At 60.1% G+C, this 21,680-nt stretch carries 22 protein-coding genes; 10 read left to right on the top strand and 12 right to left on the bottom strand.

Annotated features, from left to right (window positions below; translation table 11 throughout):
- Positions 1 to 123: 123 nt before the first annotated feature.
- Both AC1DRJ_RS06945 and hpaC read right to left on the bottom strand, forming a co-directional pair.
- Positions 124 to 486 (bottom strand): DUF6124 family protein, encoded by a 363-nt coding sequence (locus AC1DRJ_RS06945; RefSeq protein WP_310335356.1) that lies wholly within the window; start codon positions 484 to 486, stop codon positions 124 to 126.
- Positions 487 to 959: 473 nt separating this feature from the next.
- Positions 960 to 1,472 carry a 4-hydroxyphenylacetate 3-monooxygenase, reductase component gene (gene hpaC, locus AC1DRJ_RS06940; protein ID WP_477801452.1) on the bottom strand — a complete coding sequence of 171 codons (513 nt, stop codon included), beginning with the start codon at positions 1,470 to 1,472 and terminating at the stop codon, positions 960 to 962.
- 258 nt (positions 1,473 to 1,730) lie between these two features.
- Here hpaC and AC1DRJ_RS06935 point away from each other — a divergent pair, with 258 nt between their 5' ends.
- Positions 1,731 to 2,360 (top strand): response regulator transcription factor, encoded by a 630-nt coding sequence (locus tag AC1DRJ_RS06935; RefSeq protein ID WP_007945336.1) that lies wholly within the window; start codon positions 1,731 to 1,733, stop codon positions 2,358 to 2,360.
- Between the two features lie 247 nt (positions 2,361 to 2,607).
- Here the strand turns inward: AC1DRJ_RS06935 and feaR are convergent, their stop codons facing one another.
- The 9 genes from feaR to AC1DRJ_RS06890 all read right to left on the bottom strand — a co-directional run bounded on the left by feaR (position 2,608) and on the right by AC1DRJ_RS06890 (position 10,721).
- Positions 2,608 to 3,525 (bottom strand): transcriptional regulator FeaR, encoded by a 918-nt coding sequence (gene feaR / locus AC1DRJ_RS06930; protein ID WP_477801451.1) that lies wholly within the window; start codon positions 3,523 to 3,525, stop codon positions 2,608 to 2,610.
- A gap of 152 nt (positions 3,526 to 3,677) precedes the next feature.
- Entirely contained in the window at positions 3,678 to 4,628 is a 951-nt protein-coding gene (locus AC1DRJ_RS06925; protein ID WP_477801450.1) for a PDR/VanB family oxidoreductase, read from the bottom strand.
- Positions 4,629 to 4,986: 358 nt separating this feature from the next.
- Entirely contained in the window at positions 4,987 to 5,727 is a 741-nt protein-coding gene (locus AC1DRJ_RS06920; RefSeq protein ID WP_477801449.1) for an SDR family NAD(P)-dependent oxidoreductase, read from the bottom strand.
- Between the two features lie 11 nt (positions 5,728 to 5,738).
- Complete coding sequence (locus AC1DRJ_RS06915; protein WP_477801448.1) at positions 5,739 to 6,239, bottom strand: aromatic-ring-hydroxylating dioxygenase subunit beta; 501 nt, start codon at positions 6,237 to 6,239, stop codon at positions 5,739 to 5,741.
- The gene (locus AC1DRJ_RS06910) at positions 6,236 to 7,519 is read right to left on the bottom strand and encodes an aromatic ring-hydroxylating oxygenase subunit alpha (protein ID WP_477801447.1); all 1,284 of its coding nucleotides are present in this window, start codon (positions 7,517 to 7,519) and stop codon (positions 6,236 to 6,238) included. The genes AC1DRJ_RS06915 and AC1DRJ_RS06910 overlap by 4 nt, the downstream gene beginning before the upstream one ends.
- A gap of 21 nt (positions 7,520 to 7,540) precedes the next feature.
- Positions 7,541 to 8,689, bottom strand: coding sequence for an amidase (locus AC1DRJ_RS06905; protein WP_477801446.1), 1,149 nt, complete (start codon positions 8,687 to 8,689; stop codon positions 7,541 to 7,543).
- A complete protein-coding gene (locus tag AC1DRJ_RS06900) occupies positions 8,686 to 9,156 on the bottom strand; it encodes a nuclear transport factor 2 family protein (RefSeq protein ID WP_477801445.1) in 471 nt (156 codons plus the stop codon). The genes AC1DRJ_RS06905 and AC1DRJ_RS06900 overlap by 4 nt, the downstream gene beginning before the upstream one ends.
- A 3-nt stretch (positions 9,157 to 9,159) precedes the next feature.
- A complete protein-coding gene (locus AC1DRJ_RS06895; protein WP_007945348.1) occupies positions 9,160 to 9,531 on the bottom strand; it encodes a hypothetical protein in 372 nt (123 codons plus the stop codon).
- Between the two features lie 26 nt (positions 9,532 to 9,557).
- A complete protein-coding gene (locus AC1DRJ_RS06890) occupies positions 9,558 to 10,721 on the bottom strand; it encodes an acyl-CoA dehydrogenase family protein (RefSeq protein WP_477801444.1) in 1,164 nt (387 codons plus the stop codon).
- Between the two features lie 241 nt (positions 10,722 to 10,962).
- Here AC1DRJ_RS06890 and AC1DRJ_RS06885 point away from each other — a divergent pair, with 241 nt between their 5' ends.
- From AC1DRJ_RS06885 to AC1DRJ_RS06850, 8 genes are all read left to right on the top strand, one after another.
- Positions 10,963 to 12,444 carry an ATP-binding protein gene (locus AC1DRJ_RS06885; RefSeq protein ID WP_477801443.1) on the top strand — a complete coding sequence of 494 codons (1,482 nt, stop codon included), beginning with the start codon at positions 10,963 to 10,965 and terminating at the stop codon, positions 12,442 to 12,444.
- Between the two features lie 339 nt (positions 12,445 to 12,783).
- Entirely contained in the window at positions 12,784 to 13,932 is a 1,149-nt protein-coding gene (locus AC1DRJ_RS06880; protein WP_477801442.1) for an amine dehydrogenase large subunit, read from the top strand.
- Positions 13,933 to 13,945: 13 nt separating this feature from the next.
- Positions 13,946 to 14,485, top strand: a complete 540-nt coding sequence (locus AC1DRJ_RS06875; RefSeq protein WP_477801441.1) for a MauE/DoxX family redox-associated membrane protein — start codon at positions 13,946 to 13,948, stop codon at positions 14,483 to 14,485.
- 3 nt (positions 14,486 to 14,488) lie between these two features.
- Entirely contained in the window at positions 14,489 to 15,109 is a 621-nt protein-coding gene (gene mauD / locus AC1DRJ_RS06870) for a methylamine dehydrogenase accessory protein MauD (protein WP_477801440.1), read from the top strand.
- A gap of 19 nt (positions 15,110 to 15,128) precedes the next feature.
- On the top strand, positions 15,129 to 15,650 hold the full coding sequence (locus tag AC1DRJ_RS06865; protein ID WP_007945359.1) for a methylamine dehydrogenase light chain: 522 nt from the start codon (positions 15,129 to 15,131) through the stop codon (positions 15,648 to 15,650).
- A 119-nt stretch (positions 15,651 to 15,769) separates the two neighbouring features.
- The gene (locus tag AC1DRJ_RS06860; protein WP_477801439.1) at positions 15,770 to 16,291 is read left to right on the top strand and encodes a c-type cytochrome; all 522 of its coding nucleotides are present in this window, start codon (positions 15,770 to 15,772) and stop codon (positions 16,289 to 16,291) included.
- Positions 16,292 to 16,467: 176 nt separating this feature from the next.
- Positions 16,468 to 17,049, top strand: coding sequence for a hypothetical protein (locus AC1DRJ_RS06855; protein WP_477801438.1), 582 nt, complete (start codon positions 16,468 to 16,470; stop codon positions 17,047 to 17,049).
- A gap of 278 nt (positions 17,050 to 17,327) precedes the next feature.
- Complete coding sequence (locus AC1DRJ_RS06850) at positions 17,328 to 18,998, top strand: MFS transporter (protein WP_477801437.1); 1,671 nt, start codon at positions 17,328 to 17,330, stop codon at positions 18,996 to 18,998.
- Positions 18,999 to 19,043: 45 nt separating this feature from the next.
- Here the strand turns inward: AC1DRJ_RS06850 and AC1DRJ_RS06845 are convergent, their stop codons facing one another.
- Positions 19,044 to 20,057 carry a GlxA family transcriptional regulator gene (locus tag AC1DRJ_RS06845; RefSeq protein WP_477801436.1) on the bottom strand — a complete coding sequence of 338 codons (1,014 nt, stop codon included), beginning with the start codon at positions 20,055 to 20,057 and terminating at the stop codon, positions 19,044 to 19,046.
- A gap of 232 nt (positions 20,058 to 20,289) precedes the next feature.
- Between AC1DRJ_RS06845 and AC1DRJ_RS06840 the strand changes: the two genes are divergently transcribed.
- On the top strand, positions 20,290 to 21,680 hold a 1,391-nt coding region (locus tag AC1DRJ_RS06840; protein WP_477801435.1), incomplete at its 3' end, for a copper amine oxidase.

The raw sequence follows: 21,680 nt of genomic DNA, 5'->3' as shown, positions 1-21,680 counted from the left end.
GTCTGACACTCCGYTATCGCGAGCAGGCTCACTCCCACAGTTTTGACCGAGTTGTCCAGACGGACGCGGTTTAATGTGGGAGCGTGGCTTGCCCGCGAAGAACGATGACGCGGTGCTTGGGTATTACTTCGGCACCTCGACATTATCCAGCATCCGGTTCGCCGCCAGTTCCGCCAGCATGATGATCTGCTGGATCGCCATCGCCGTATGCCGATGCGGCCCTTCCAGATACCCCGCGAAATCGCTGGTCATGACACTGGCCTGGGCCAGTGACTCACAGGTGTGGGCCAAGAGGTCTTCGTCTCGGATATCCGGTGCAAGCATGAACATCGTGCTGGGTTTGCGGGTGGCGGGGGACTTGATGACGCCGGGGTTGAGGTAGTGATCGAGGGCGCGTTCAGCGGCTTCGTGGAATTTCTTTGAATCGACTGATTCGTAGGGGGATGCCGGATCTGAGTCTGGCGGGTTTGGCGTTACCTTGAACATATTTACCTTCTTCCTTTTCGGGCAGCCACGCCTCGCTACTAATACGAGGGGTGGCGGCTGTACGCAGGTTAGTAGACCGGGGAAAGAAGGCAAAGCCGGCGCGCCCGAGGGCGCCCTGCGCACAACCACCATCAAATACAGGCATGGAAATACCTGTCTGACAGACGCTTGTGCAGCCTTCAAATCCTCGGGCTACTAAACCCGATCACTGGGAATCAGTGACGGGAATCAAGTTACCGAGGGCGTCCAAAGCGCACAAGCCGGCGGATTCTGGCGTAGTCGTAGGCAAAGGCGCAAGGCGTTGTAGCTTTCAGGAAGTATCCTTAAACACCTTTAAACATGCGCTCGAATTTGAGACCGCCATCGCGGGCAAGCCACGCTCCCACAGTGATCCGTGTGGAACACAAAATGTGTGTCCGACGTAAAACCCTGTGGGAGCGTGGCTTGCCCGCGATGAACGATAACGCGGTATTTCAGCAATGCGCGCCCGCATGCTCCAACCGATGAAACAACCGGTTGAAATACACCAGACTGTCCCGCTCTGCACGCACGCCCACATTGGACAACTCAACAAACATCACCGAATGCGAACCCACTTCCTTGCACTCGGTGATCCGCCCTTCCAGCTGCACCAGCGCATCGCGCAACAACGGCACACCGGTGTCGCCTTGGTCCCACAGGTCCCAGGCAAAGCGTTCGGCCATCGTCACTTTGGTCATGCCGGCGAAGTGGCGGGCCAGGTCTTCCTGTTCGCCGCACAGCACGTTGACGCACAGATGGCCGTTGGTGCGGAACACATCGTGGGTGGCACTGTTGCGGTTCACACAGACCAGCACCGTGGGTGGCGAGTCGGTGACCGAGCACACAGCGCTGGCGGTGATGCCGCATTGCCCGCCGGGGCCGTTGGTGGTGATGATGTTAACCGCAGCAGGCAGCTGCGACATGGCGTTGCGAAAGTCGATTTGCTGCTGGCTCAGGTCGGCCATTTCGATGCCCCTTCCTTCAGGAGGACCGTCGTTGCGCGGCCCTTGGTTATGGAACAAGACTAAGGCCCGGCGCAGCCCGCAACCATTCTGACGATCCCCATGATGAGGTGTGCTTTCCGCTAGTCGACTAGGTGGTTTCTTTATCGTCAGAGCCCTTCGCAGTGGGTATCCTGCATTGAGGCGCCACCCTAGGCGCAAGTCCGCCGCAGCGTGCATGCGTGCGATAACAATAAATAGAATTTCTCGTGGCAGCCCCTGATGGAAACGCGCAAACCGATTGTTTATATCGTTGATGACGACAAAGACCTGCGCACCTCGCTCGCCTGGTTGCTGGAGTCGGTCAGTGTGCAGGCGCAATGCTTTGCCGGCGCTGAAGAGTTCCTGAGCCAGTACGACCCCAAGCAGCCAGCGTGTCTGGTGCTGGACGTGCGCATGCCGGAAACCAGCGGCTTTCAGTTGCAGGAAATCCTCAACCAGCGTGGCAGCACCCTGCCGACGATTTTCGTCTCGGCCCATGGCGACATTCCGATGTCGGTGACGGCGATGAAGAACGGTGCGCTGGATTTCGTCGAGAAACCCTATAACCCGCAGCAGATGATCGACCGCATTCAGGCGGCGCTGAAGACCGCCGTGCATGCCCAGGCCGATCAGCAGCAACGTCAGAACCTGCAAGGCAAGCTCGCGCTGCTGACCAGCCGGGAACGGGAAGTATTGATGCTGGTAATCGATGGCAAGGCCAGCAAGGTCATTGCCCGCGAGCTGAACATCAGCGTGAAAACCGTTGATGTGCACCGGACCAAGATCAAGGAAAAAATGGGCGTGAGCAGCATAGCCATGCTGGTGCGCGAGGTGTTGCATTTGCCGGTGGATGAACCGGCGCGGCACTGAGTCTTAATCTTCGGCGGTCTTCAGGCCGCCTTCGCGAGCAAGCCCGCTCCCACATTAGACCGAGTTGTCCAGGCGGACGCGGTCAACTGTGGGAGCGGGCTTGCTCGCGAAGGGGCTTGCACAATCAACATCGAGACGTCTGACACTACGCCTTCGCGGGCGAGCCCGCTCCTGCAGTTGACCGAGTTGCCTGAGCAAACACGGTCTAATGTGGGAGCGAGCCTGCTCGCGAAGAACGATGACGCGGTCAGTGGCTGTAGCGCTTGCGGTATTCACCCGGCGACACGCCGAAGCGTGACTTGAACGCCGAGGAAAAGTAGCTGGAATCCGAGAAGCCCCAGGCGTAGCACAGGGCAGAAAGCTTCTGCTCGACGTCGGAGCGGCGCAGGTTTTCGGCGCAGAAGTCCAGGCGACGATGCTTGATGTATTGCGCCACCACCAGGCCACGCTTGGAAAACATCCGGTACAGCCCGCGCACCGACATGCCCACCTCCCGGGCAATCAGCTCCGGGCACAGTTCTTCGGCGCTGATGTGCTCGTCGATGTAGGCGATGGTTTTGCGAAATTGCCGCTCGTGTGCATCCACACCGGCGTCGCGCGCGCTGATCCCCGGCAATAACAGACTGACCAATGCGTCGAGCACCGCTTCGCTTTCCTGCATCTCTAGCCCTTCCTGGCGCTGGGTCTCCAGCACCATGCGATTGGCCAGGGTGGCCAACGGTGTGCTGGCCGCAATGCGTGTGGCGCAGTTGACGGCGTTGAAGTGCGAACCACGCTGCACCACCTGACGCGGCAGGATCAGCGACAACTGTCGGGAGTCTTCGTTATAGGTCATGTCGCTGGGACGGCAGGCATCGATCAGCGCGATGTCGCCACAGCCCAGCTGGGCCCGGTTGTCGCCCTGTTCGAGTTGCGAGCTGCCGCGCAGCTGGAACACCGCGTAGTAGTGGCCGTCGCTGCTGGTGCTGACGTCTTTGCTGGTGCGATACAGATGCACGTGGGCCATGTCGACCACGCTGAGGTTGATCGCTCCGTTGCGAAACTCTGACAGTTCACCGTAAAAATCCGCGTCCAGAGCGCGGGCGTCAAAGCGCCCACAGGCCTGATTGACCTGGCTTAACCAACTTTCGAATGCATCGTTGCGCACCGCCGAAGTAGTACTCATGACCGCAGGGCCTCACGTCAGTTTTATTGTTATTTTTCGACCGCTTCGCCGAGCGGCACGATGAATTCCGGGGGCGTGACCGTCGCCTCCTTAGACGGTCGTGGGGCGCCGATTTAATCGACTCCCACGCAATGTTTCCAGGGGTTTACCGGTTAAAGGTCCAATACCAGACGAGCGGAAAGCGCGCGCGAAACGCAGGCGCAAATTTGCTTGTTGCCGGCCTTCTCTTTGCTGGACAAACAGTTGTCGCGGTGTTCCGGAACCCCGTCCAGTACATCGACAATGCAGGTGCCGCAGATACCTTCACGGCATTCAGTGTCGATGTCGCAACCGTGGGCCTGGAGCACGTCGACCAGGCTGGTATTGGCCGGCACCTGAAGCACCACGCCGGAGCTGGACAGTTCCACTTCAAAACCACCACTCGGGCCGGCATTGGCGGCGGGATCGGCCTGGAAATGCTCCAGGTGAATCGCGTCTTCACTACGGCTGCGGGCGGCCACTTCCACCACTTTGTTCATGAACGGACCGGGGCCGCAGGTGTAGACGTGGGCAGCGCTGCCGGCCTGATCCAGGCTTTGGCTCAATGCCGCGTCCATGTCAGCTGGCTCAACCCCGTAATGGAACTGTACGTGATCGGAAAAGGTGGCCGCCAACAGCCCGGAAAAAGCGGCGTACTCCGGCGAGCGGGCAAAGTAGTGCAAGCGATATGGCTGGCCACTTTCCGCCAGTCGATAGGCCATGCTCAGCAGTGGCGTGACGCCGATCCCGGCGGCAAACAACACATGCTCCGTGGCGCTCGGGTCGAGGCGAAACAGGTTGCGCGGGGCACCCATTTCCAGTTCCATGCCCTCTTCCACCTGTTCATGCAGCGCCAGCGAACCACCGCGCGACTGCGCTTCTTTCTTCACCGCCACCAGATAGGCGCGGCGATCCTGCGGCGGACTGCACAGCGAATACTGGCGGGTCACGCCAGTCGGCCCGGTCAGGTCGACATGCGCTCCCGGTTCATAACTGTCGAGCGGCTGACCGTCACTGCGCACGAGGCGAAAGGAACGGATATCCAGCGCTTCGTCGACGATCCTTTCGATCCTCACTTTCATCATTGCATCACCTGAAATTCGGTTGATTTTTGTTAAATAAACAGCTCGTAGCAGCTGTCGAGCATCGCGAGGCTGCGTTCGCTAGTAGCAGCTGTCGAGCCCGCGAGGCTGCGTTCGCTGGTAGCAGCTGTCGAGCCTGCGAGGCTGCGTTCGCTGGTAGCAGCTGTCGAGCCTGCGAGGCTGCGTTCGCTGGTAGCAGCTGTCGAGCCTGCGAGGCTGCGTTCGGCTGCGCAGCAGTCGTRAAATCAGGCRGCGCGGTGTTCCAGAAAGACCGCKYGTGCRGGKTTTACGACTGCTYCGCAGCCGAACGCAGCCTCGCGGTGCTCGACAGCTGCTACATAAGCTGCGTTGAACGCTTTATTCAGCGCATGAACAACCCGCCGTTGATGTCCCAGCACGCGCCCGTTACAGAGGCGGCGTGTTCGGCGATCAGCAGCAACACGCTGTCGGCGATGTACTCCGGGGCGCCGAGGGTGCCGGCCGGGATCATCTTCAGAATCTGCTCCAGACGCTCCGGGGCCACGGTTTCACGCACGATCGGCAAGTCCAGCGGACCCGGCGAGATGCTGTTGACCGTCACTCCTTGGGGCGCCAGTTCACGGGCGAAGACCTTGGTCAGTGTCGCCACGCCACCTTTGGCCGCCGCGTAATGCGCGCCCGTGGCGGTTCCGCCGTTCTGGCCAGCGAGCGAGGCGATGTTGACGATGCGACCAAAACCGCGCTCGGCAAAGTGCGCGCCGAACACCTGGCAGGCGACAAACGTGCCGCGCAGGTTGATCGCCATCGACTCGTCGAATTCTTCTGGCGTGATATCCATCAGCGCCGCGACTTTCGATTGGCCGGCGTTGTTCACCAGAATGTCGGTGCCGCCCCAACGCTCGGCGAGCAGGTCGCGGGCACGGACAAAATCGGCCTTGTTACGCACATCCAGTTCGATGGCAACGGCAGTCGCGCCGCTGCCATCAAGTTCCACCGCCAGTTGCTGTACGCCATCGAGGCGTACATCGGCCAGGGCCACGCGATAACCCGCTGCATGCAAACGACGGGCAATGCATTCGCCGAGACCGCGCGAAGCGCCGGTCACCAGGGCTACTCGGTTCATGGTGGTGGCCCTCATAGCAGGAAGCCGAGCGCGCTGAGGCTGTCGGTGGAGTTGATCAGGCGCACAACCTTGCGTTCCAGCTTCGCCACACCGTCGACAATGCGAATGCGGTGGTTGAGGTCGGCCACGAACGGCGTGTGAACCCCACGTTTGTAGGCGTACAGCACCTGGGCGGAATTGACCTCAACGAGGTCACCGGCAGCTTCCACCAGACGGAAACGTGAGACCGTGCGGATGGTTTTCGCCGCGTCCACCGCCGACGGCGAGTAGCCGGCGGTCAGGCGTTCGATGCGCAAGTCACGCATGCGCGCATCGTCGTAGGCGTAGTTGAGCGTGGCTTCAAAGTCTTCGGTGTCCGGGTCGATCGGCACGATGTACTTGCCGCTCTCGCTCCACAAGGTCGCCCATTCGACGTAGTTCTTGTGGTCGAGCAGTTCGGCTTCGCGCCAGATGAATTCGATGGCCTGGGCCAACGGACCGGAAAAACCGTTCAGGGTGTCTTGATTGCTCATTGGCTCATCATCCTCTTCCACATGTCATAGGCACCGCGCATGCCGCCCTCGTCGGTGGCGTGGGACACTTTGTCGCCGTTCTCGGCGGTGATCTCGCGATTGAGGCCGCGGTTGACCAGGATTGGCGCATCGACGCCGGCGTACGAGCCGCGCTGCACACGATCCCAAGCCTCGGCATCATCCGGGCTGCCGAAACCGAACGGACCCTGGAAGTGTTCGTGAATACGCATGCGTTCGCGGTTGGCGATTTCCGGGCCGCCGTCCATGCCCAAGGCAACGTGACGAATCTCGGTTTCGGTGACCGAGACCGGGCGCAGCACGCGGAAGAACGACATCGACATCGCGATGTTCGGGAACAGGTTCAAGTTGAAACCGGCGCCGTGCAGCGAACGTACGATGCGCCGCACTTGATCTGCCGGCATGGTTTTCGACAGTTCTTCAGTCACGTGAGCAAAACGCTCCTGCAACTGTTCGGTGCCGTCGTCGTGATCCAGATCGACGTGCTCCGGCACCATCACCATCACGCTGTGGCCGTTGCCCAGCGAGTGGGTGACCGCTTGTTCGTCGGTCATGAACGAGAGCATTTCCGAGGTTTCTTCATCCACCGACGACATGAACGACTTGTGCACGATCGGGAAGTGATAACCGTCGGTGGTGTTTTCCAGCTGGATCTTCCAGTTGCCCTTGAAGCTGAACTTGTGCTCGCCCTGGGTCTTGATCGGGTAGCCGGCGCCCTGTTTCATGAACAGGTCCATCCAGTGCTTGGCACCACCAAGGAAATCTTCCAGCGGTTCGATCTCGTCGTTGTAGCTGGCGAAGACCATGCCGGCGTAGCTTTCCACGCGCAGGCTGGTCAGCGGCAGTTCGGACTTTTCCAGAATGCCTTCGTAGCCGTCCGGGTAAGGCAGCGCACGCAGTTTGCCGTCCAGGCCATACGACCAGCTGTGGTACGGGCAGGTGAAACCGGTGGCGTTACCTTTGTGTTTCTCGCACACGGTGGCGCCACGGTGGCGGCAGCGGTTTTCCAGGACGTTGATGTTGTTCTTCTTGTCGCGAACAACGATCACCGGGCGACGGCCGATGGTGGCGGTCTTGAAGTCGCCGGAATTGCGCACTTCGCTTTCGTGGGCAACCCACACCCAGGTGCGGTAGAAAATCTTGTCCAGCTCGGCTTCAAACAGGGCCGGATCGTTGTACAGCGAGACGTCGACGCGGTCGTGACTGACCAGTTCGTCGGGGCTTTTCGATGATGCGATCAGCCGGTATTCATGAGTGCTCATGCGGTTCTCCTCATGGCTTTTTTATGACTTGTTTTTAGGGGTGGACCGTTCACCGGCCATGCTCTGTTGCAGCTGCGCACCAAAGGCGCAGACCACTTCGTCCTGATCTTTACGGCCGACAATCTGCAGGCCAACTTTCAGCCCGCCGCAATCCAGTTCCACCGGCACCGTCAGCGCCGGGTGGCCGCTGAGGTTGAAAGGCCGTACCAGCGGGGTCATGCCGGACACGGCTTTGCTCGAGCTGCGGGCTTCGACCAGCGTTGGCGGCAGGCTCGGCATCGTCGGCAACAGCAGCACCGCGAACTCCTCTAGTGCGGCGTCCACTTGTTGGCTGAAACGCGCACGGACTTTCTCCGCTTGCGCCAGGTCGGCGGCGCTGGTGCGGCTGGCGGCCAGCAGGCGTTGCTCGACATCCGCACCGATCAAGCCTTTGCCGGTTAGGTGACCGAACGCTGCCCAGTTCTCAAAATTGATTACGGTCAAACCGGCAGCGAACGCGGCTTCGAATTCGCTCAGGCGCAGGTTGCTGCAGCGCCAGCCGGCGCGGTCAGCAGCGGCGCCGAGGCTCGCTTGCAGATGCGGATCGCAGTCGACTTCGAGGAAGCCGACAGAGGCATTGCTCGAGGGCAAACCTTGAACCTGAAAACCAGGGCAAATCACTTGCATCGCAGCGATCAGATCGGCCATGTCGGCGGCAAACGGCCCGACGCAATCGAGGCTGGACTCAGCCGGATGCGCACCGACCCGGCTGACTCGGCCGTAAGTCGGCTTCAACCCGGCAATGCCGCAGCATGCTGCTGGTACACGCACCGAGCCGCCGGTGTCAGTGCCGATGGCAATGTCCGCCAAACCGGCCGCGACCGCTGCGGCCGAACCGCTGGACGAACCGCCCGGCACGCGATCCGGAGATTGCGGGTTGATCGGTGTGCCGGTCCAGTCGTTGATGCCGGTGACGCCAAACGCCAGTTCGTGCATGTTGGTCTTGCCAACGATCTGCCAGCCGGCGTCAAGGATTGCGTCGACAACATCGGCATTGCGGGTCGCTGGTGCAGCATCGGCAAACGCGCGGCTGCCGGAGCGGGTCGCATACCCGGCAATGTCGATGGAGTCTTTGATCGCGACCCGTTTGCCGTTGCCACCGATCAGGAATTCGCTGATAAATGTGCTCATGCGCCCAACCCCGTGTTGAACAAGCGTTGCGTGCGGAAATGCGCGATCAGCCAGACGCCGTCGACACAGCGAAAATCGATGTTCAGGCGGGTGCCGAACAACTCGCTGTGGCCATCGGCGTAGGTTGAAACCTGCTGCATGATCCACTGCCCTTGGGCCTTGCTGCCGTCGACCACAATCGACTCGCTGGTGAGGTAATGCAGGTTCAGGCGAAAGTGATCCGAGGGCGGCAAGTAGCCGCCGACGAATGCCGCCACCGCATCACGCCCTTGGTGCTGGCCGAAGGTCTGCGCGGTCTGAGTGCCGATGCCTTCCCAGATTGCATCGACGCAGAACAACTCCGCCAGTTCGCGGACGTAAGTCGGCGCCCTCGGCACATCGCACAGGTCCATGTAGCGCGCCATCAAGCGGCGCACCCGGCTCTCCCCTTCCAGCGTCTCAAGTCGCTGCAGCAAGGCCTCGTTCATGGCTTAAACCTTGGCTGCGTCAGGAATGGTCAGTGGGCGACCGATGCGCGCTTCGACCTTGGCGTAGCGCCACAGGCTGTATTCGTTGACCGGCGTGGTGCGGAACAGGTTGCAGGCATCGATCACCGATTGGTGGCAGTCGACGTCGGCCATGATGTAGACGGTCCAGGGCGAGGTGGTGGACGGGCCGACCATCAAGCGGTCATCGTCCATCGCGCCGAGCACGGTGATGCCGGGCATGGCGCCGAGCGAGCCCATCATCTGGCTGAAGCCTTTCCACACGCTAAGTCCTTCGCCGGTTGGCAGGTCGAAAAAGTTCTGGGTGATGCCGATGCAGAAGACGACGCGCAATGGCTCTTGGGTGGTCTGGGTCATGGGGTTTGATCCTTGAAAGAGTGGGTTCAGATGTAGCCAGGGAATGGCGGTACGCCGAGGAACACCGAACCGGCGCCGTCGTACAGGCCTTCACTGAGGAATGCGTGCTGGGTGACCACCAGCGAATCGCGCAGGTAACGTTGCAGCGGGTGGCGCAGGTAGATCGCGGTGGTGCCGGCGAGGCTGTAAGCGCTCTGCACCACGGCCGCACCGGCCTGGGACACGTGAATCGCAGACAAACGCAGCAAGCTGGTTTGCTCAGGCGTGACCGGGTTGCCGGCCAGAATCGAGTTCCACACCTGCTCGGTCGCGTTGTAGAAGAAGCCACGGGCGGCGGCCAGTTGCGCTTCGGCCTTGGCGATTTCGATGCGCACGTAAGCGCGGTCGGCCATTTTCGGTGCGCCGGTGATGCCGCTGCCGGCAGCCATGCGGCTGACTTCATCGAGGGCAGCGCGGGCCAGACCGAGGTTGACCACGGCCAGCACTTGCGCGGCGTAGGCAATCGACGGGTAGCGGAACAGCGGCTCGTCGATGGTCGCAGCCCCCCCACGGATAAAGGTCCAGCGCTCATCGACGTGTTTATCGGTGACGCGCAGGTCGTGGCTGCCAGTGCCTTTGAGGCCGACCACGTCCCAGTTTTCAATGATTTCGACTTGATCCGCACGGAACACAGCAGTGCGCGGCTTGCCACCGGCGGCGCCGATGCCAACACCGAGCAAGTCCGCACCTTTGCAACCACTGGCGAATTTCCAGGTGCCGTTGACTTGCCAGCCGCCGTCGACCGCTTCAGCAGGCTGCAACGGGAACAGGCCGCCGGCGAACACCAGGTCAGGGCTGTCGGCGTAGATTTCAGCCAGGGTTTCTTTCGGCAAAGCGGCGAGATAAACGCCGGCGCTGCCAAAGCTCGCGACCCAGCCAGCGGAACCGTCGGCTTCGGAGATGCGTTCGATCATCTGCAGGAACAGCGCTGGCGCCAGTGCATCACCGCCGAAGCATTTCGGCGTGGCGGCGCGGTAGATGCCCACCTGTTTGAAGCGTTCGATCATGTCCCGTGGCACGTAGGACCCGGCGTCGAATTCATCGCGGCGCTGGCGCACTTCATCCAGCACCTGCTGAAATTCCTGGCAGTGGACGCTGATGTCGTCGACGCCTGGCAGAGGGTCTTTCTGCGCGGTAGCTGAACGCAGCATGGGCTTGTTCTCCGTTGAATTGTTATTAGACGGAACCTGCCTGGGGGCGGGACGACCGTTGATGGGTTCAGTGTAAAAACCGCATCCGCTCGCCACTATTGGTGCGTGCAGCCCCCCGACTAAAGAAAACCCCTAGCCCGCCCCCGGTTACCTCTGAGCGCATCGCTGGGCGCAAGCCGGTATAAAACGCCATACTTCGACTTCATCTATAGTCGACCCCTCTGCCGCCAAGGGCTGCGCGATGTATCTGCCAAAACCGAACGACTTCTACGCCCTGATCGAAGCCATGCCGTTGTGCATCATTCTTCACGACGCCCACAGCAAGGAGATCCTGTGGGCCAACGCCGCCGCCCTGACGGCGCTGGGCTTTACCCTGGAAGAACTGACGCCGCTCAAAGCCCCGGACATGACCCGCAATGCGCCGCAGTACCGGCGGTCGGTCGGCCTGCGCTGGCTGGAAGGCGCGGCGCGCACCGGTCAGCGTTCTATCGAGTGGTGTTATCGCTCCAAGCAAGGGGTGGAAATCCTCTCGGAAGCGGTGGCGACGCTGGTGCACCTGGACGGTCGCGATGTGTTGATGGTGCAGTTCCGCGACATCTCCAAGGAAGACAAGGTCAAGCGTGACCTCAAGCGCTTCGAAAGCCGCCTCAAAGCCTTTATGCAGGACCTCGCTGAAGGCGTCGCGGTGCTTGGGCCGCAGGGCGATATCCGCTTTATCAGCGAGTCCGCCGCACAACTGCTCAACAGCGAAGATCAGCCGCTGATTGGCGAAAACTTCCTCGACTGGTGCGACGAGACTTCTCGCCAGCGCTTGCTGCAACAGATGTCCAGCGAGCAGCCGGAACACGCACCGTTCAGCGTTCACTACCACCTGCAACGGCGTGACGGTGAATGGCGCTGGCACCACGCGACGTGCCGCTATATCGAAATTGAAGACGATCTGGTCGGCTACCTGCTGCTGTTCCGCGATGTCACCGAACAGGTGCTCGCCGAAAAAGCCCGACGGGTCAGCGAGCAAAAGCTTGAATACCTGGCACGCTACAACGCCATGGGCGAAATGGCCGTGGCGATTGCCCATGAGCTGAGTCAGCCGCTGGCGGCCACGCGTAATTTCATCGAAGGCGCGGTGATTCGTTTGGGCAAGGATCAAGGCAATGATCAAGGCGTGGCGTGGGGTTTGCAGAACGCGGTGCGGCAAATCGAACATGCGTCGCTGATCATCAAAAGCGTGCGCGAATATGTGGTCAAGCTGGAGCAATCTGAAGAGCTGATCGACCTTAACGAGCTGCTGCGCGAAACCCGATACTTCATCAGTCTGCGTGCCGACCCGAGCCGGATCAAGGTCGAGATTGTCACCAGTTCCGAACCGCTGTTGATTAGTTGCGAGAAAGTGCTGATCGGCCAGGTCATCCTCAACCTGGCCTTTAACGCCATCGAAGAGATGGCCGATTTACCGCCGGATCGGCGTGTGCTGCGTATACACGCGAGCCGTGATGAACAGGTTGCCTTGGTGCGGGTTGAAGATCGTGGACGCGGGATTCAGGCATTGGAGCAAGACAAACTGTTCGACGGTTTTTTCTCGTCCAAAGTCAGCGGCAACGGCATTGGGCTGGCACTGTGCAAAAACATCATCGGCCGCCATCGCGGGGATATCTGGGCGCAGAATCTGGATCCGTGTGGTGCTGTTTTTACCTTCTCCCTTCCTCTCGCCAATCCCCTCTGACTACCACCTGACCGGTAGCAGCTGCCGAAGGCTGCGTCCGGCTGCGCAGCAGTCGTAAACCCTCCTGACACGGTCCTTCTGACACACCGCATGCTGTGGTTTTACGACTGCTTCGCAGCCGGACGCAGCCTTCGGCAGCTGCTACAGGGGTGCGTTCGCCGCCGTTATTTGAATTGCGTTTCGCGGTGTGTGCAGCCGGCTTCCCACGACTGGCACAGACACACAAACACTTGGCAGCCACAGCAATTCTCGGCGTTTCACGGCGAGGCAGAATCGAATTGTAAAAATCTGCCCAAGCACCCGCGATCTGCGTGAATAACAATTCAGGGAGTTCCCCTAATGCGAACCAACAGGATCAACGTACAGTCAGCGCTAGGTCTAAGCCTGCTTGTACTCGGCTTGACCAGCGCCCGTGCGGACCTGCCGGCTGACACCATCGGCCAGACCGTTTTGGCCTTTCCACCGCAAGCCCACCGGGCGTATATCGTCGACGTCGAATTCGACAGTTTCGTGGTGGGCCGTGTCACTGTGGTCGACCCCGACAAAAAACGCATCCTCGGCATGATGCCGACCGGTTTTGCCGCACCGTCAACGCTCAGCCGCGATAAAAAAACCCTCTACAGCGCCGACATTTTCTACTCGCGCGGCACTCGCGGCACGGTTACCGATGTGCTGACCGCGTGGGACACTTCGACTCTGGCACCGGCCTGGGAAGTCGTGATTCCACCCAAGCGCGCCGAGTCGCTGACCCAACGCTATGGCTTGAATACCAGTGGCGATGACCGTTTCGTCTACGTCTACAACTTCACGCCGTCGACCTCGGTGACCGTGGTCGACACGCAAGCCAAGTCCGTCGCCGCCGAACTGGCGATTCCGGGTTGCGTGCTCAACTACCCGATCGGCAACCGCCGCTTCGCCTCGCTGTGTGGCGATGGCAGCTTGCAGGTGATCACCCTGAACGACCAGGGCCAGGAAACCGCGCGCAGCCGCACGCCGTTCTTCGACCCGAACGCCGAGAAGCTCGTTGAGCGCGCGGTGAACGTCGGCGATACCTACTACTTCACCACCACGACCGGCACCGTTCGTGCCGTGGATTTCTCTGGCGACGCGCCGAAGATCCTGCCGTCGTGGTCGTTGACCACCGACGAGGAAAAGAAAGCCGGCTGGGCGCCGGGTGGCTGGCAGCTGATGGCCGTGGCGCCGAAGCTCGACCGCTTGTACGTGCTGATGCACGACGGGCATGAACCGTTGAAGTGGGAAGACCCGAGCCCGCTGATCTGGGCGTTCGACCTCAAGACCCATAAGAAAGTGGCGACGCTGGAAGCACCGGCGCCGGTGTGGAGCCTGCAAGCGACGAGCGACGACAAACCGCTGCTGCTGGGCGCCGATGTCGAGGGCGGCTTGCAGATTTTCGATCTGAAGACCAACAAGCTCACGGGCAGCATGCCGAAAGTCGCCAAAACCGCGACTCAGGTCATGAGCCACTAAACGAGGTTCGGCCATGCGCTTAGATCCGATCTTCATCATTGCCAGCGCCCTCACCATTGCAGTGTTGCTGGCCAGTGCCGCAACGCACAAGGTGCGGGCGCCGGCACGGTTTGCCAAGCAATTGGCGGACTACCAACTGTTGCCTGACGTATTGGTGCGCCCGGTCGCTCGTGTGATCCCCGTGGTAGAGCTGGTGCTCGCCTTCGCATTGCTGGTGCCGGTCTGCCGGTATTGGGCAGCGATGGCGGCGGCCAGTTTGATCGCACTGTACGCCGCAGCCATTGGCATCAACCTGTGGCGCGGTCGCCGTGACATCGACTGTGGTTGTGCCGGCCCGGACCAAGCGCAACCGTTGCGCCCGATCCTGCTGCTGCGTAACAGCGTGCTGGTGGGCGTGGCGCTGTTGGCCAGCGTGCTGCCGATGGCCCGCGACCTGGGTTTTTTTGATGGCTTCGTCACCGTTGCCGCCAGCGCCGTTGCGCTGCTTTTGTACGCCGCAGCCGATGGCTTGCTGGCGAACTCCCCTCTTCTGCTCAAACTGATTGGTAGGTGATCAATGGAAGGCTTAATCGTTTCCAACGTGTTGCTCTGGGTTCTGCTCGCGGCCGTGGCGTTTGCCGTCATGGGCCTGGTGCGTCAGATTGGTGTTTTGCATGGTCGCCTGGCTCCGGCCGGGGCGCTGATGATGGACAAAGGCGTGGCGGTCAACGAAGCCGCACCTCAAGTCACCGCATCCGACCGTAACGGTCGCCCGGTGAACTTCGGTTATGCCGGCGAAAAGAACCAACTGCTGTTTTTCCTCTCGCCAACCTGCCCGATCTGCAAATCGTTGTTGCCGGCGATCAAATCCATCGCCAAGGAACAGGCTGATCGCCTGGACGTGGTGTTCATCAGTGACGGCGACATGGACGCCCAACAAAAGCTGATCCGTGAACACAAACTGGAAGACGCCACCTACGTGGTCGGGCCGGAAGTCGGCATGACCTACCAGATCGGCAAGCTGCCTTACGCCGCGCTGATCGATAAAACCGGCACCCTGCGCGCCAAGGGCCTGGTCAATTCCCGCGAGCACCTGGACAGCCTGTTCGAAGTCGAGCACTTGAAAAAGGCCACGCTGCAGGAATACCTCAACAGCCAGCCGCATGCACACGACCACAGCCACGGCCATAGCCACTGATTAAGGCAGGGAGACTTTTATGAAACTGCTGGATCTGTTGTTCGAGCGCTCGACCCGTCGAGTGGCCGACACCACCTCACGCCGCAAACTGCTGTCACGCATGGGTTCATTGATGGTCGCCGGTGCCGCATTGCCGCTGCTGTTGCCACTGGACCGCACCAGCAAAGCCCTGGCCGCGGACAACCCAAAGGCTGGTGACCCGGGTGATCCGAACACCTGCGACTACTGGCGCTACTGCTCCATCGACGGTTTTCTGTGCAGCTGCTGCGGCGGGTCGGTGACGTCCTGCCCACCGGGCACCGAATCTTCGCAAGTCACCTGGATCGGCACGTGCCGCAACCCGGCCGACGGCAAGGACTACATCATTTCCTATAACGACTGCTGCGGTAAGCAGAGCTGTGCCCAGTGCGCCTGCACTCGTAACGACAGTGAAGAACCGGCTTATCGCCCGTTCAACAACAACGATGTGAACTGGTGCCTGGCCGCCAAATCGCACATCTATCACTGCACCGTTTCGGTCATTCGTGGCGTCGCCATTTAACGCGCATTGCCGCCGGTTGCTCATGCAATCGGCGTATTTTTTTGTGCCCCAATGCGGCTCCTACACAGGTTTCGTCGGCGGCTACAGAAAGAGTGTTTTACCGTAGAGGTGCTTTTGTCATGCGTAAGTTGCTACTCCTCGGTCTTGTCTGCACCCTGAGCACCCCGCTCGCCTCTGCCCGGGCCATTCCCGACCCGACGCAGCGGCATGCGCCGGGCAATGAAGAACTGCAAAAACCCATCGATCAGGCCGGTTACAGCGTTGGCGTGAACTACCAACTGCAATGCGCCGGCTGCCATTTGGGTAACGGCATGGGCTCGGCCGCCAATGACACACCTCGACTCACCGGGTTTGTCGGCAACTTCCTCAAGGTCCCCGGCGGCCGCGAATTTCTGGTGCGTGTGCCCGGTATGTCGCAATCGGCGCTGAACAACGCGCAGTTGGCTGACCTGCTTAACTGGTTGATTCGCAAAGAGGGCCTGGCGGGTAAAAGCACGCCAACCAATTACTCGCCTTACAGCGCTGAAGAGGTGGCCGAATTGCGTCACGTGACTATGCTCAATTTGCCAGGTACCCGGGCAGAATTGATCAAGGCAATGCGGGCACAAGGCATCGCAATTGAAGACGGCATGAGTGACTGATTCACCAAGCGCCGCACGGGCACACCACCGCAAACAAGTGTCATTTCCATCATTATCTTCACTTTTTTTCGCTGTCGGACTTCAGACGGCTACCAATCTTCTAGACTCATCCAAACAGGGGGAGCCTCGCTCTACGCGCGTTTCCATACGCTGATGAAAAACAAGGAAAAATAACCTTGAAAGCATCGACAATCATCGTCGCGGGCAGCGTGCTGTTTTCGATGGTGGCTTCGGCCACCGGGATTATTCCGGTCTTCGACCTGGATTTCACAAGGTCAGCGGATCAAACGCTTAAAAAACTCAACATCAACGACGGTTGCATTGTTGCTGCCCCAGACCCCGTCACGTTCACTTATTGCCGGGAAGGCTCGAAAACGCTCTGGAAGTATCAGGTACTGGACCTGCAACAACAGTCGGCGATCCACAACGTTACCCAGCCGCCACAAATGGGCTATGGACAAATCAGCGTTGTGGAACTCAATAGCGCTGCCTGTGATGACGAAATCGCGCACGAGGCTAAACCCGCCATTTCTTGCATGGCCGTACTCAGCCTGGTCGCGCTGTTTCTGTTGATTGGCTTGCGATACACCTACAAGGTCGTTCGCCAGCACCACAGCAAGAATTCAGCGTCTTCGATTCCTCCGTGGCAGCCAATGGACGAGCATGAGCCTGAACACCATGCCATGGCCAAGGCATTGGGCGCGTTTATGGTCTCTGCTGTAATGATGATGGTTTATTGCGGCATCTGCGTTCTTTAATCCCGACTCGCCCCTGAACACGCAACTTGACGGTTTTTTGCGGCACTTATGCGTCCAGTCGACCGTTGCGTTTCATCGGCTGGAAATTGAAGCGTGATGGCGAGTGGATATCTGCGCGAAGGTGATTATGCTTCAACTGTCCCGGCACACCAGCGAGGCGGTCCGCTGCTTCCCTGATTCGTGCAATTTGCAATCCGATGGCATCAGCCCCAGGGCCTGGGTGCGGCAACTGATGAGAGGTACTCCGGCCTATAACAAGAGCAAGACGGAGAACACTCATGGCCGTAATCGACAGTACAACCACGGGTAGTACACCCAAACGCGGGATCACCAAGGARGAGCGCAAAGTCATTTTCGCCTCGTCCCTGGGCACCGTGTTCGAATGGTACGACTTCTACCTTTACGGCTCCCTCGCCGCCATCATCGCCAAGCACTTCTTTGCCGGCGTCAACGAGACTACGGCGTTCATCTTCGCCTTGCTCGCCTTCGCTGCAGGCTTCGCCGTACGGCCTTTCGGCGCTATCGTGTTTGGCCGCTTGGGCGACATGATCGGGCGCAAGCACACCTTCCTCATCACCATTGTCATCATGGGTGTTTCCACCGCCATCGTCGGTTTCCTGCCCGGCTACGCCACCATCGGCGTCGCGGCGCCGGTCATCCTGATCAGCCTGCGCCTGCTGCAAGGCCTGGCCCTGGGCGGAGAATACGGCGGCGCGGCGACGTACGTGGCCGAACATGCACCGCCCGGCAAGCGCGGTTACTTCACCTCGTGGATTCAGACCACTGCGACCCTCGGTCTGTTTCTGTCGCTGCTGGTGATTCTTGCCTGCCGCACCCTGCTCGGCACCGAAGCGTTCGAGGCCTGGGGCTGGAGGATTCCGTTCCTGCTGTCGATCCTGCTGCTGATCGTCTCGGTGTACATCCGCCTGCAACTCAGCGAGTCGCCGGTGTTCAAGAAAATGAAGGAAGAAGGCAAGGCGTCCAAAGCGCCGCTGACCGAATCCTTCGCTCGCTGGGACAACCTGAAAATCGTGATCATGGCGTTGCTCGGCGGTACGGCCGGCCAGGCCGTGGTCTGGTACACCGGGCAGTTTTATGCGCTGTTTTTCCTCCTGCAAATGCTCAAGATCGACCCGCAAACCGCCAACCTGTTGATTGCCGGTTCGCTGCTGATCGGTACGCCGTTCTTCGTCATATTCGGCAGCCTGTCCGATCGCATCGGCCGCAAGGGCATCATCATGGCCGGTTGCATCCTCGCGGCACTGACCTACTTCCCGATCTTCCATGCATTAACCAAGTACGGTAACCCCGACGTGTTCGTGGCACAGGAGAAGAACCCGGTCACGGTGATCGCCGATCCGGCCCAGTGCTCGTTCCAGTTCGACCCGGTGGGCAAGGCCCGATTCACCAGTTCCTGCGACCTGGCCAAGAGCGTGCTGGCGAAGAAAGCGATCCCCTACAAAAACGAGAAGGCTGAACCGGGCACCGTCGCGCAGGTTCGCATCGGCGACAAAGTGATCCAGAGCTTCGAAGGCACCAACCTGCCCGCCGCCGAGTTCAAGACCCGCAACGACGCCTTCATCGCCACCCTTGGCACCGCCCTCAAGGAGGCCGGCTACCCCGAGAAGGCCGACCCGGCGAAGACCAACTACCCGATGGTGTTGCTACTGCTGACCATCCTCGTGATCTACGTGACCATGGTCTACGGGCCTATTGCCGCGTGGCTGGTGGAACTGTTCCCGGCGCGCATCCGCTACACCTCGATGTCGTTGCCGTATCACATCGGTAATGGCTGGTTCGGCGGGTTTCTGCCGACAGTGGCCTTCGCCATGGTCGCGGCCACGGGAGATATTTATTACGGGCTGTGGTACCCGATCGTGATCGCCGTGATGACAGCGATTCTGGGCACGTTCTTCCTGCCGGAAACCAAGGATCGGGAAATCGCCTGAGGCGAGCAGCCGCCCTCTCCTGCCGTGGGAGAGGGCATGTCTGTTCTATTTGACGAGCCGGGTTTCCTTGGACGGCCGGTAGCCAAAATACGAGCTATAGCACTTGCTGAAATGGCTCGGCGAAACAAAACCGCACGCCACCAGCACGTCCACCTGGGACAGTTCGGTGTGTTGCAGGAGTCGACGCGCCTCGGTGATGCGCAGTTCCAGGTAATAGCGTTGCGGCGTGGTGCCCAGTTGCTCCTTGAACAGGCGTTCGAGCTGCCGACGTGAACGGCCGGCGTAGACCGCCAACTGCTCCAGCTCCAGCGGTTCTTCGAGGTTGGCGTGCATCAGCTTGACCACCTCGCGTAATGGCGCGCTGACGCAGATGTTTTCCGCCGGTTTGATACGCCGGTAGCGAGACTCCTCAAACGCCAGAATGTCCTCGATCCCCTCGACGAGGGCTTTATCGTGCAGCCCTTTGATCCAGTCCAGTGCCATATGAAAGGCCCCTGAAGGACTGGACGCCGTGAGCCGGTCGCGGTCAATCACATAGGGCTCGCTGGTGACATGCGCCGCTTTGGAGACCTCGGCCAGTGCGGGGCGATGCTCCGGGTGAATAGCGCATCGGTAGCCGTCCAGCAAGCCAGCGCTGCCCAAAAACCACGCGCCATTCCACAACCCGGCGAGGGTGACGCCCCGCTCTGCCGCGACTCTCAACAGGTGGATGAATTCATCGGCGGCCTTGAGTTCTGTGCGGTAGCCGCCACACACGACCAATAGGTCCAGTTGCTGAATCGCCGACGCATCGAAACGTGCGTCCGGCCGGATCACCAGGCCCAGGTCACTGACCACTTCGCCATCGTTCAAGCCCAACGTTCGGGATGCAAACAAACCGGGTCGCAGCAAATTCGCGGTGACGATCGTGTCCAGTGCTTGCGTGAACGCAGGCAGCGAGAAGTGTTCGAGCAGCAAAAAACCTGTGCGCGTTACCGGCGCAGGCTTGTCAGCCGACTCGTTTAGATAGCGGAGGTTTTTACCCTTCATCCCTCCGCTGAATTGCCGTCGTTCGATCAATGTCCGACCCACTCGTTTACGTTAACTACAAAAGTCAAAACCAGCGGGTTCATTATGCGACAGATCAGGCGAGCTGAAAGCTGGCCGACGCCACGTTGTTTAGTGAGTATTCATCTTGGGCAACGATCATTTAGGCACGCAGCAACAGCAATCTGGCAGGATTTCACAAGAAGCCATTCGCTGGCTGTAGCACAGTGTGGTGTGCTGTCACCGGTTTCCAAGGAATTCAGAAATGTTCACATCCATTGCCTCGTTAAAAAGAAAACCGCTCGCCCGTCTCGCGCTGGCCATCACCCTGGGCACCTTCGGTTTGCCAGGCTGGATGTCCACCGCACAGGCCCATGGCGGGGCCGCCGAAATGGTGCCTTTGCAGTCGACCCTTGAGGAATTCGGGGCCACGGTCAAATGGGACAACTACGCCAACCTGTTCGTCATTGCCAAGGACGGGGTGTACCTCAAGGTCAAACCGGACAGCAAAGTCGCCATGCTCAATGGCAAGCCCATGAAGCTGGCGGTCCCGGTGGTGTTCAAACACAAAACCGCCTACATGCCGAAGGACTTCATCAATCAGGTGTTCCAGTCCGGCCTGGACAAAACCTTTGTCGTCGAAACCCGCCCTAACCCGCTCAACCCGTTGAGCGCGGACGAAATCAAGGCGGCAGTGGATATCGTCAAGCAGTCCGAACACTACCAACCCGGTTTTCGCTTCACCGAAGTTTCGGTCAATGAGCCGCCCAAGGATCAGGTCTGGAACTTTGTTTTCACCGGTCAGAACGTCACCCAGCCACGCCAGGCCAACATTGTGGTGCTGGATGGCAAGCACGTGATTGAAGGTCTGGTCGATCTCGACGCCAAGGCGCTGAAGTCCTGGAAGCCTATCGAAGGTGCGCACGGCATGGTCTTGCTGGACGATTTCGCCACTGTGCAATCGGCCGTGGAAACCAGCCCGGAATACGCGCAAGCCTTGGCCAAGCGCGGCATCACCGATGTGAAAAAGGTCGTGGCCACGCCACTGACCGTCGGCTACTTCGACGGCAAGGACGGGTTGGCGCAGGACAAACGCTTGCTGAAAATTGTCAGCTACCTCAATACCGGTGACGGCAACTACTGGGCGCACCCGATCGAGGGCCTGGTGGCGATTGTCGACCTTGAGCAAAAAAAGCTGATCAAGATCGAAGACGAAGCCTTGATCCCGGTGCCGATGAAACCGACGCCGTATGACGGCCGTGGCCGCAAGGGCGTGCAGGTCAAGCCGCTGGAGATCATTGAGCCTGAGGGGAAAAACTACACCATCACCGGCAACAGCATTCACTGGCAGAACTGGGACTTCCATGTTCGCCTCGATTCGCGGGTCGGCCCGATCCTGTCCACCGTCACCTATGACGACAAGGGCAAAAAACGCAAAATCATGTACGAAGGCTCGCTTGGCGGGATGATCGTGCCTTACGGCGACCCCGACGCCGGCTGGTACTTCAAGGCTTACCTGGATTCAGGCGAATACGGCATGGGCACCCTGACCTCGCCGATTGCCCGCGGCAAAGACGCCCCGGAAAACGCCGTGCTGCTCGACGCCACGATTGCCGACTACACCGGCGCGCCGACCTCGATCCCTCGTGCCATGGC

The sequence above is a fragment of the Pseudomonas sp. P5_B2 genome, from assembly GCF_056400445.1.
Note: the sequence above shows the minus strand (reverse complement) of the source record. Positions and strands in the feature narration are given on the sequence as shown.

Coding starts and splice junctions, on each gene's coding strand:
- feaR (WP_477801451.1), bottom strand. CDS start 3,525: ATGAGTACTACTTCGGCGGTGCGCAACGATGCATTCGAAAGTTGGTTA.
- AC1DRJ_RS06900 (WP_477801445.1), bottom strand. CDS start 9,156: ATGAACGAGGCCTTGCTGCAGCGACTTGAGACGCTGGAAGGGGAGAGC.
- AC1DRJ_RS06935 (WP_007945336.1), top strand. CDS start 1,731: ATGGAAACGCGCAAACCGATTGTTTATATCGTTGATGACGACAAAGAC.
- AC1DRJ_RS06860 (WP_477801439.1), top strand. CDS start 15,770: ATGCGTAAGTTGCTACTCCTCGGTCTTGTCTGCACCCTGAGCACCCCG.
- AC1DRJ_RS06865 (WP_007945359.1), top strand. CDS start 15,129: ATGAAACTGCTGGATCTGTTGTTCGAGCGCTCGACCCGTCGAGTGGCC.
- AC1DRJ_RS06895 (WP_007945348.1), bottom strand. CDS start 9,531: ATGACCCAGACCACCCAAGAGCCATTGCGCGTCGTCTTCTGCATCGGC.
- AC1DRJ_RS06905 (WP_477801446.1), bottom strand. CDS start 8,689: ATGAGCACATTTATCAGCGAATTCCTGATCGGTGGCAACGGCAAACGG.
- AC1DRJ_RS06875 (WP_477801441.1), top strand. CDS start 13,946: ATGCGCTTAGATCCGATCTTCATCATTGCCAGCGCCCTCACCATTGCA.
- AC1DRJ_RS06885 (WP_477801443.1), top strand. CDS start 10,963: ATGTATCTGCCAAAACCGAACGACTTCTACGCCCTGATCGAAGCCATG.
- AC1DRJ_RS06920 (WP_477801449.1), bottom strand. CDS start 5,727: ATGAACCGAGTAGCCCTGGTGACCGGCGCTTCGCGCGGTCTCGGCGAA.
- AC1DRJ_RS06925 (WP_477801450.1), bottom strand. CDS start 4,628: ATGATGAAAGTGAGGATCGAAAGGATCGTCGACGAAGCGCTGGATATC.
- mauD (WP_477801440.1), top strand. CDS start 14,489: ATGGAAGGCTTAATCGTTTCCAACGTGTTGCTCTGGGTTCTGCTCGCG.
- AC1DRJ_RS06915 (WP_477801448.1), bottom strand. CDS start 6,239: ATGAGCAATCAAGACACCCTGAACGGTTTTTCCGGTCCGTTGGCCCAG.
- AC1DRJ_RS06880 (WP_477801442.1), top strand. CDS start 12,784: ATGCGAACCAACAGGATCAACGTACAGTCAGCGCTAGGTCTAAGCCTG.
- AC1DRJ_RS06910 (WP_477801447.1), bottom strand. CDS start 7,519: ATGAGCACTCATGAATACCGGCTGATCGCATCATCGAAAAGCCCCGAC.
- AC1DRJ_RS06890 (WP_477801444.1), bottom strand. CDS start 10,721: ATGCTGCGTTCAGCTACCGCGCAGAAAGACCCTCTGCCAGGCGTCGAC.
- hpaC (WP_477801452.1), bottom strand. CDS start 1,472: ATGGCCGACCTGAGCCAGCAGCAAATCGACTTTCGCAACGCCATGTCG.
- AC1DRJ_RS06945 (WP_310335356.1), bottom strand. CDS start 486: ATGTTCAAGGTAACGCCAAACCCGCCAGACTCAGATCCGGCATCCCCC.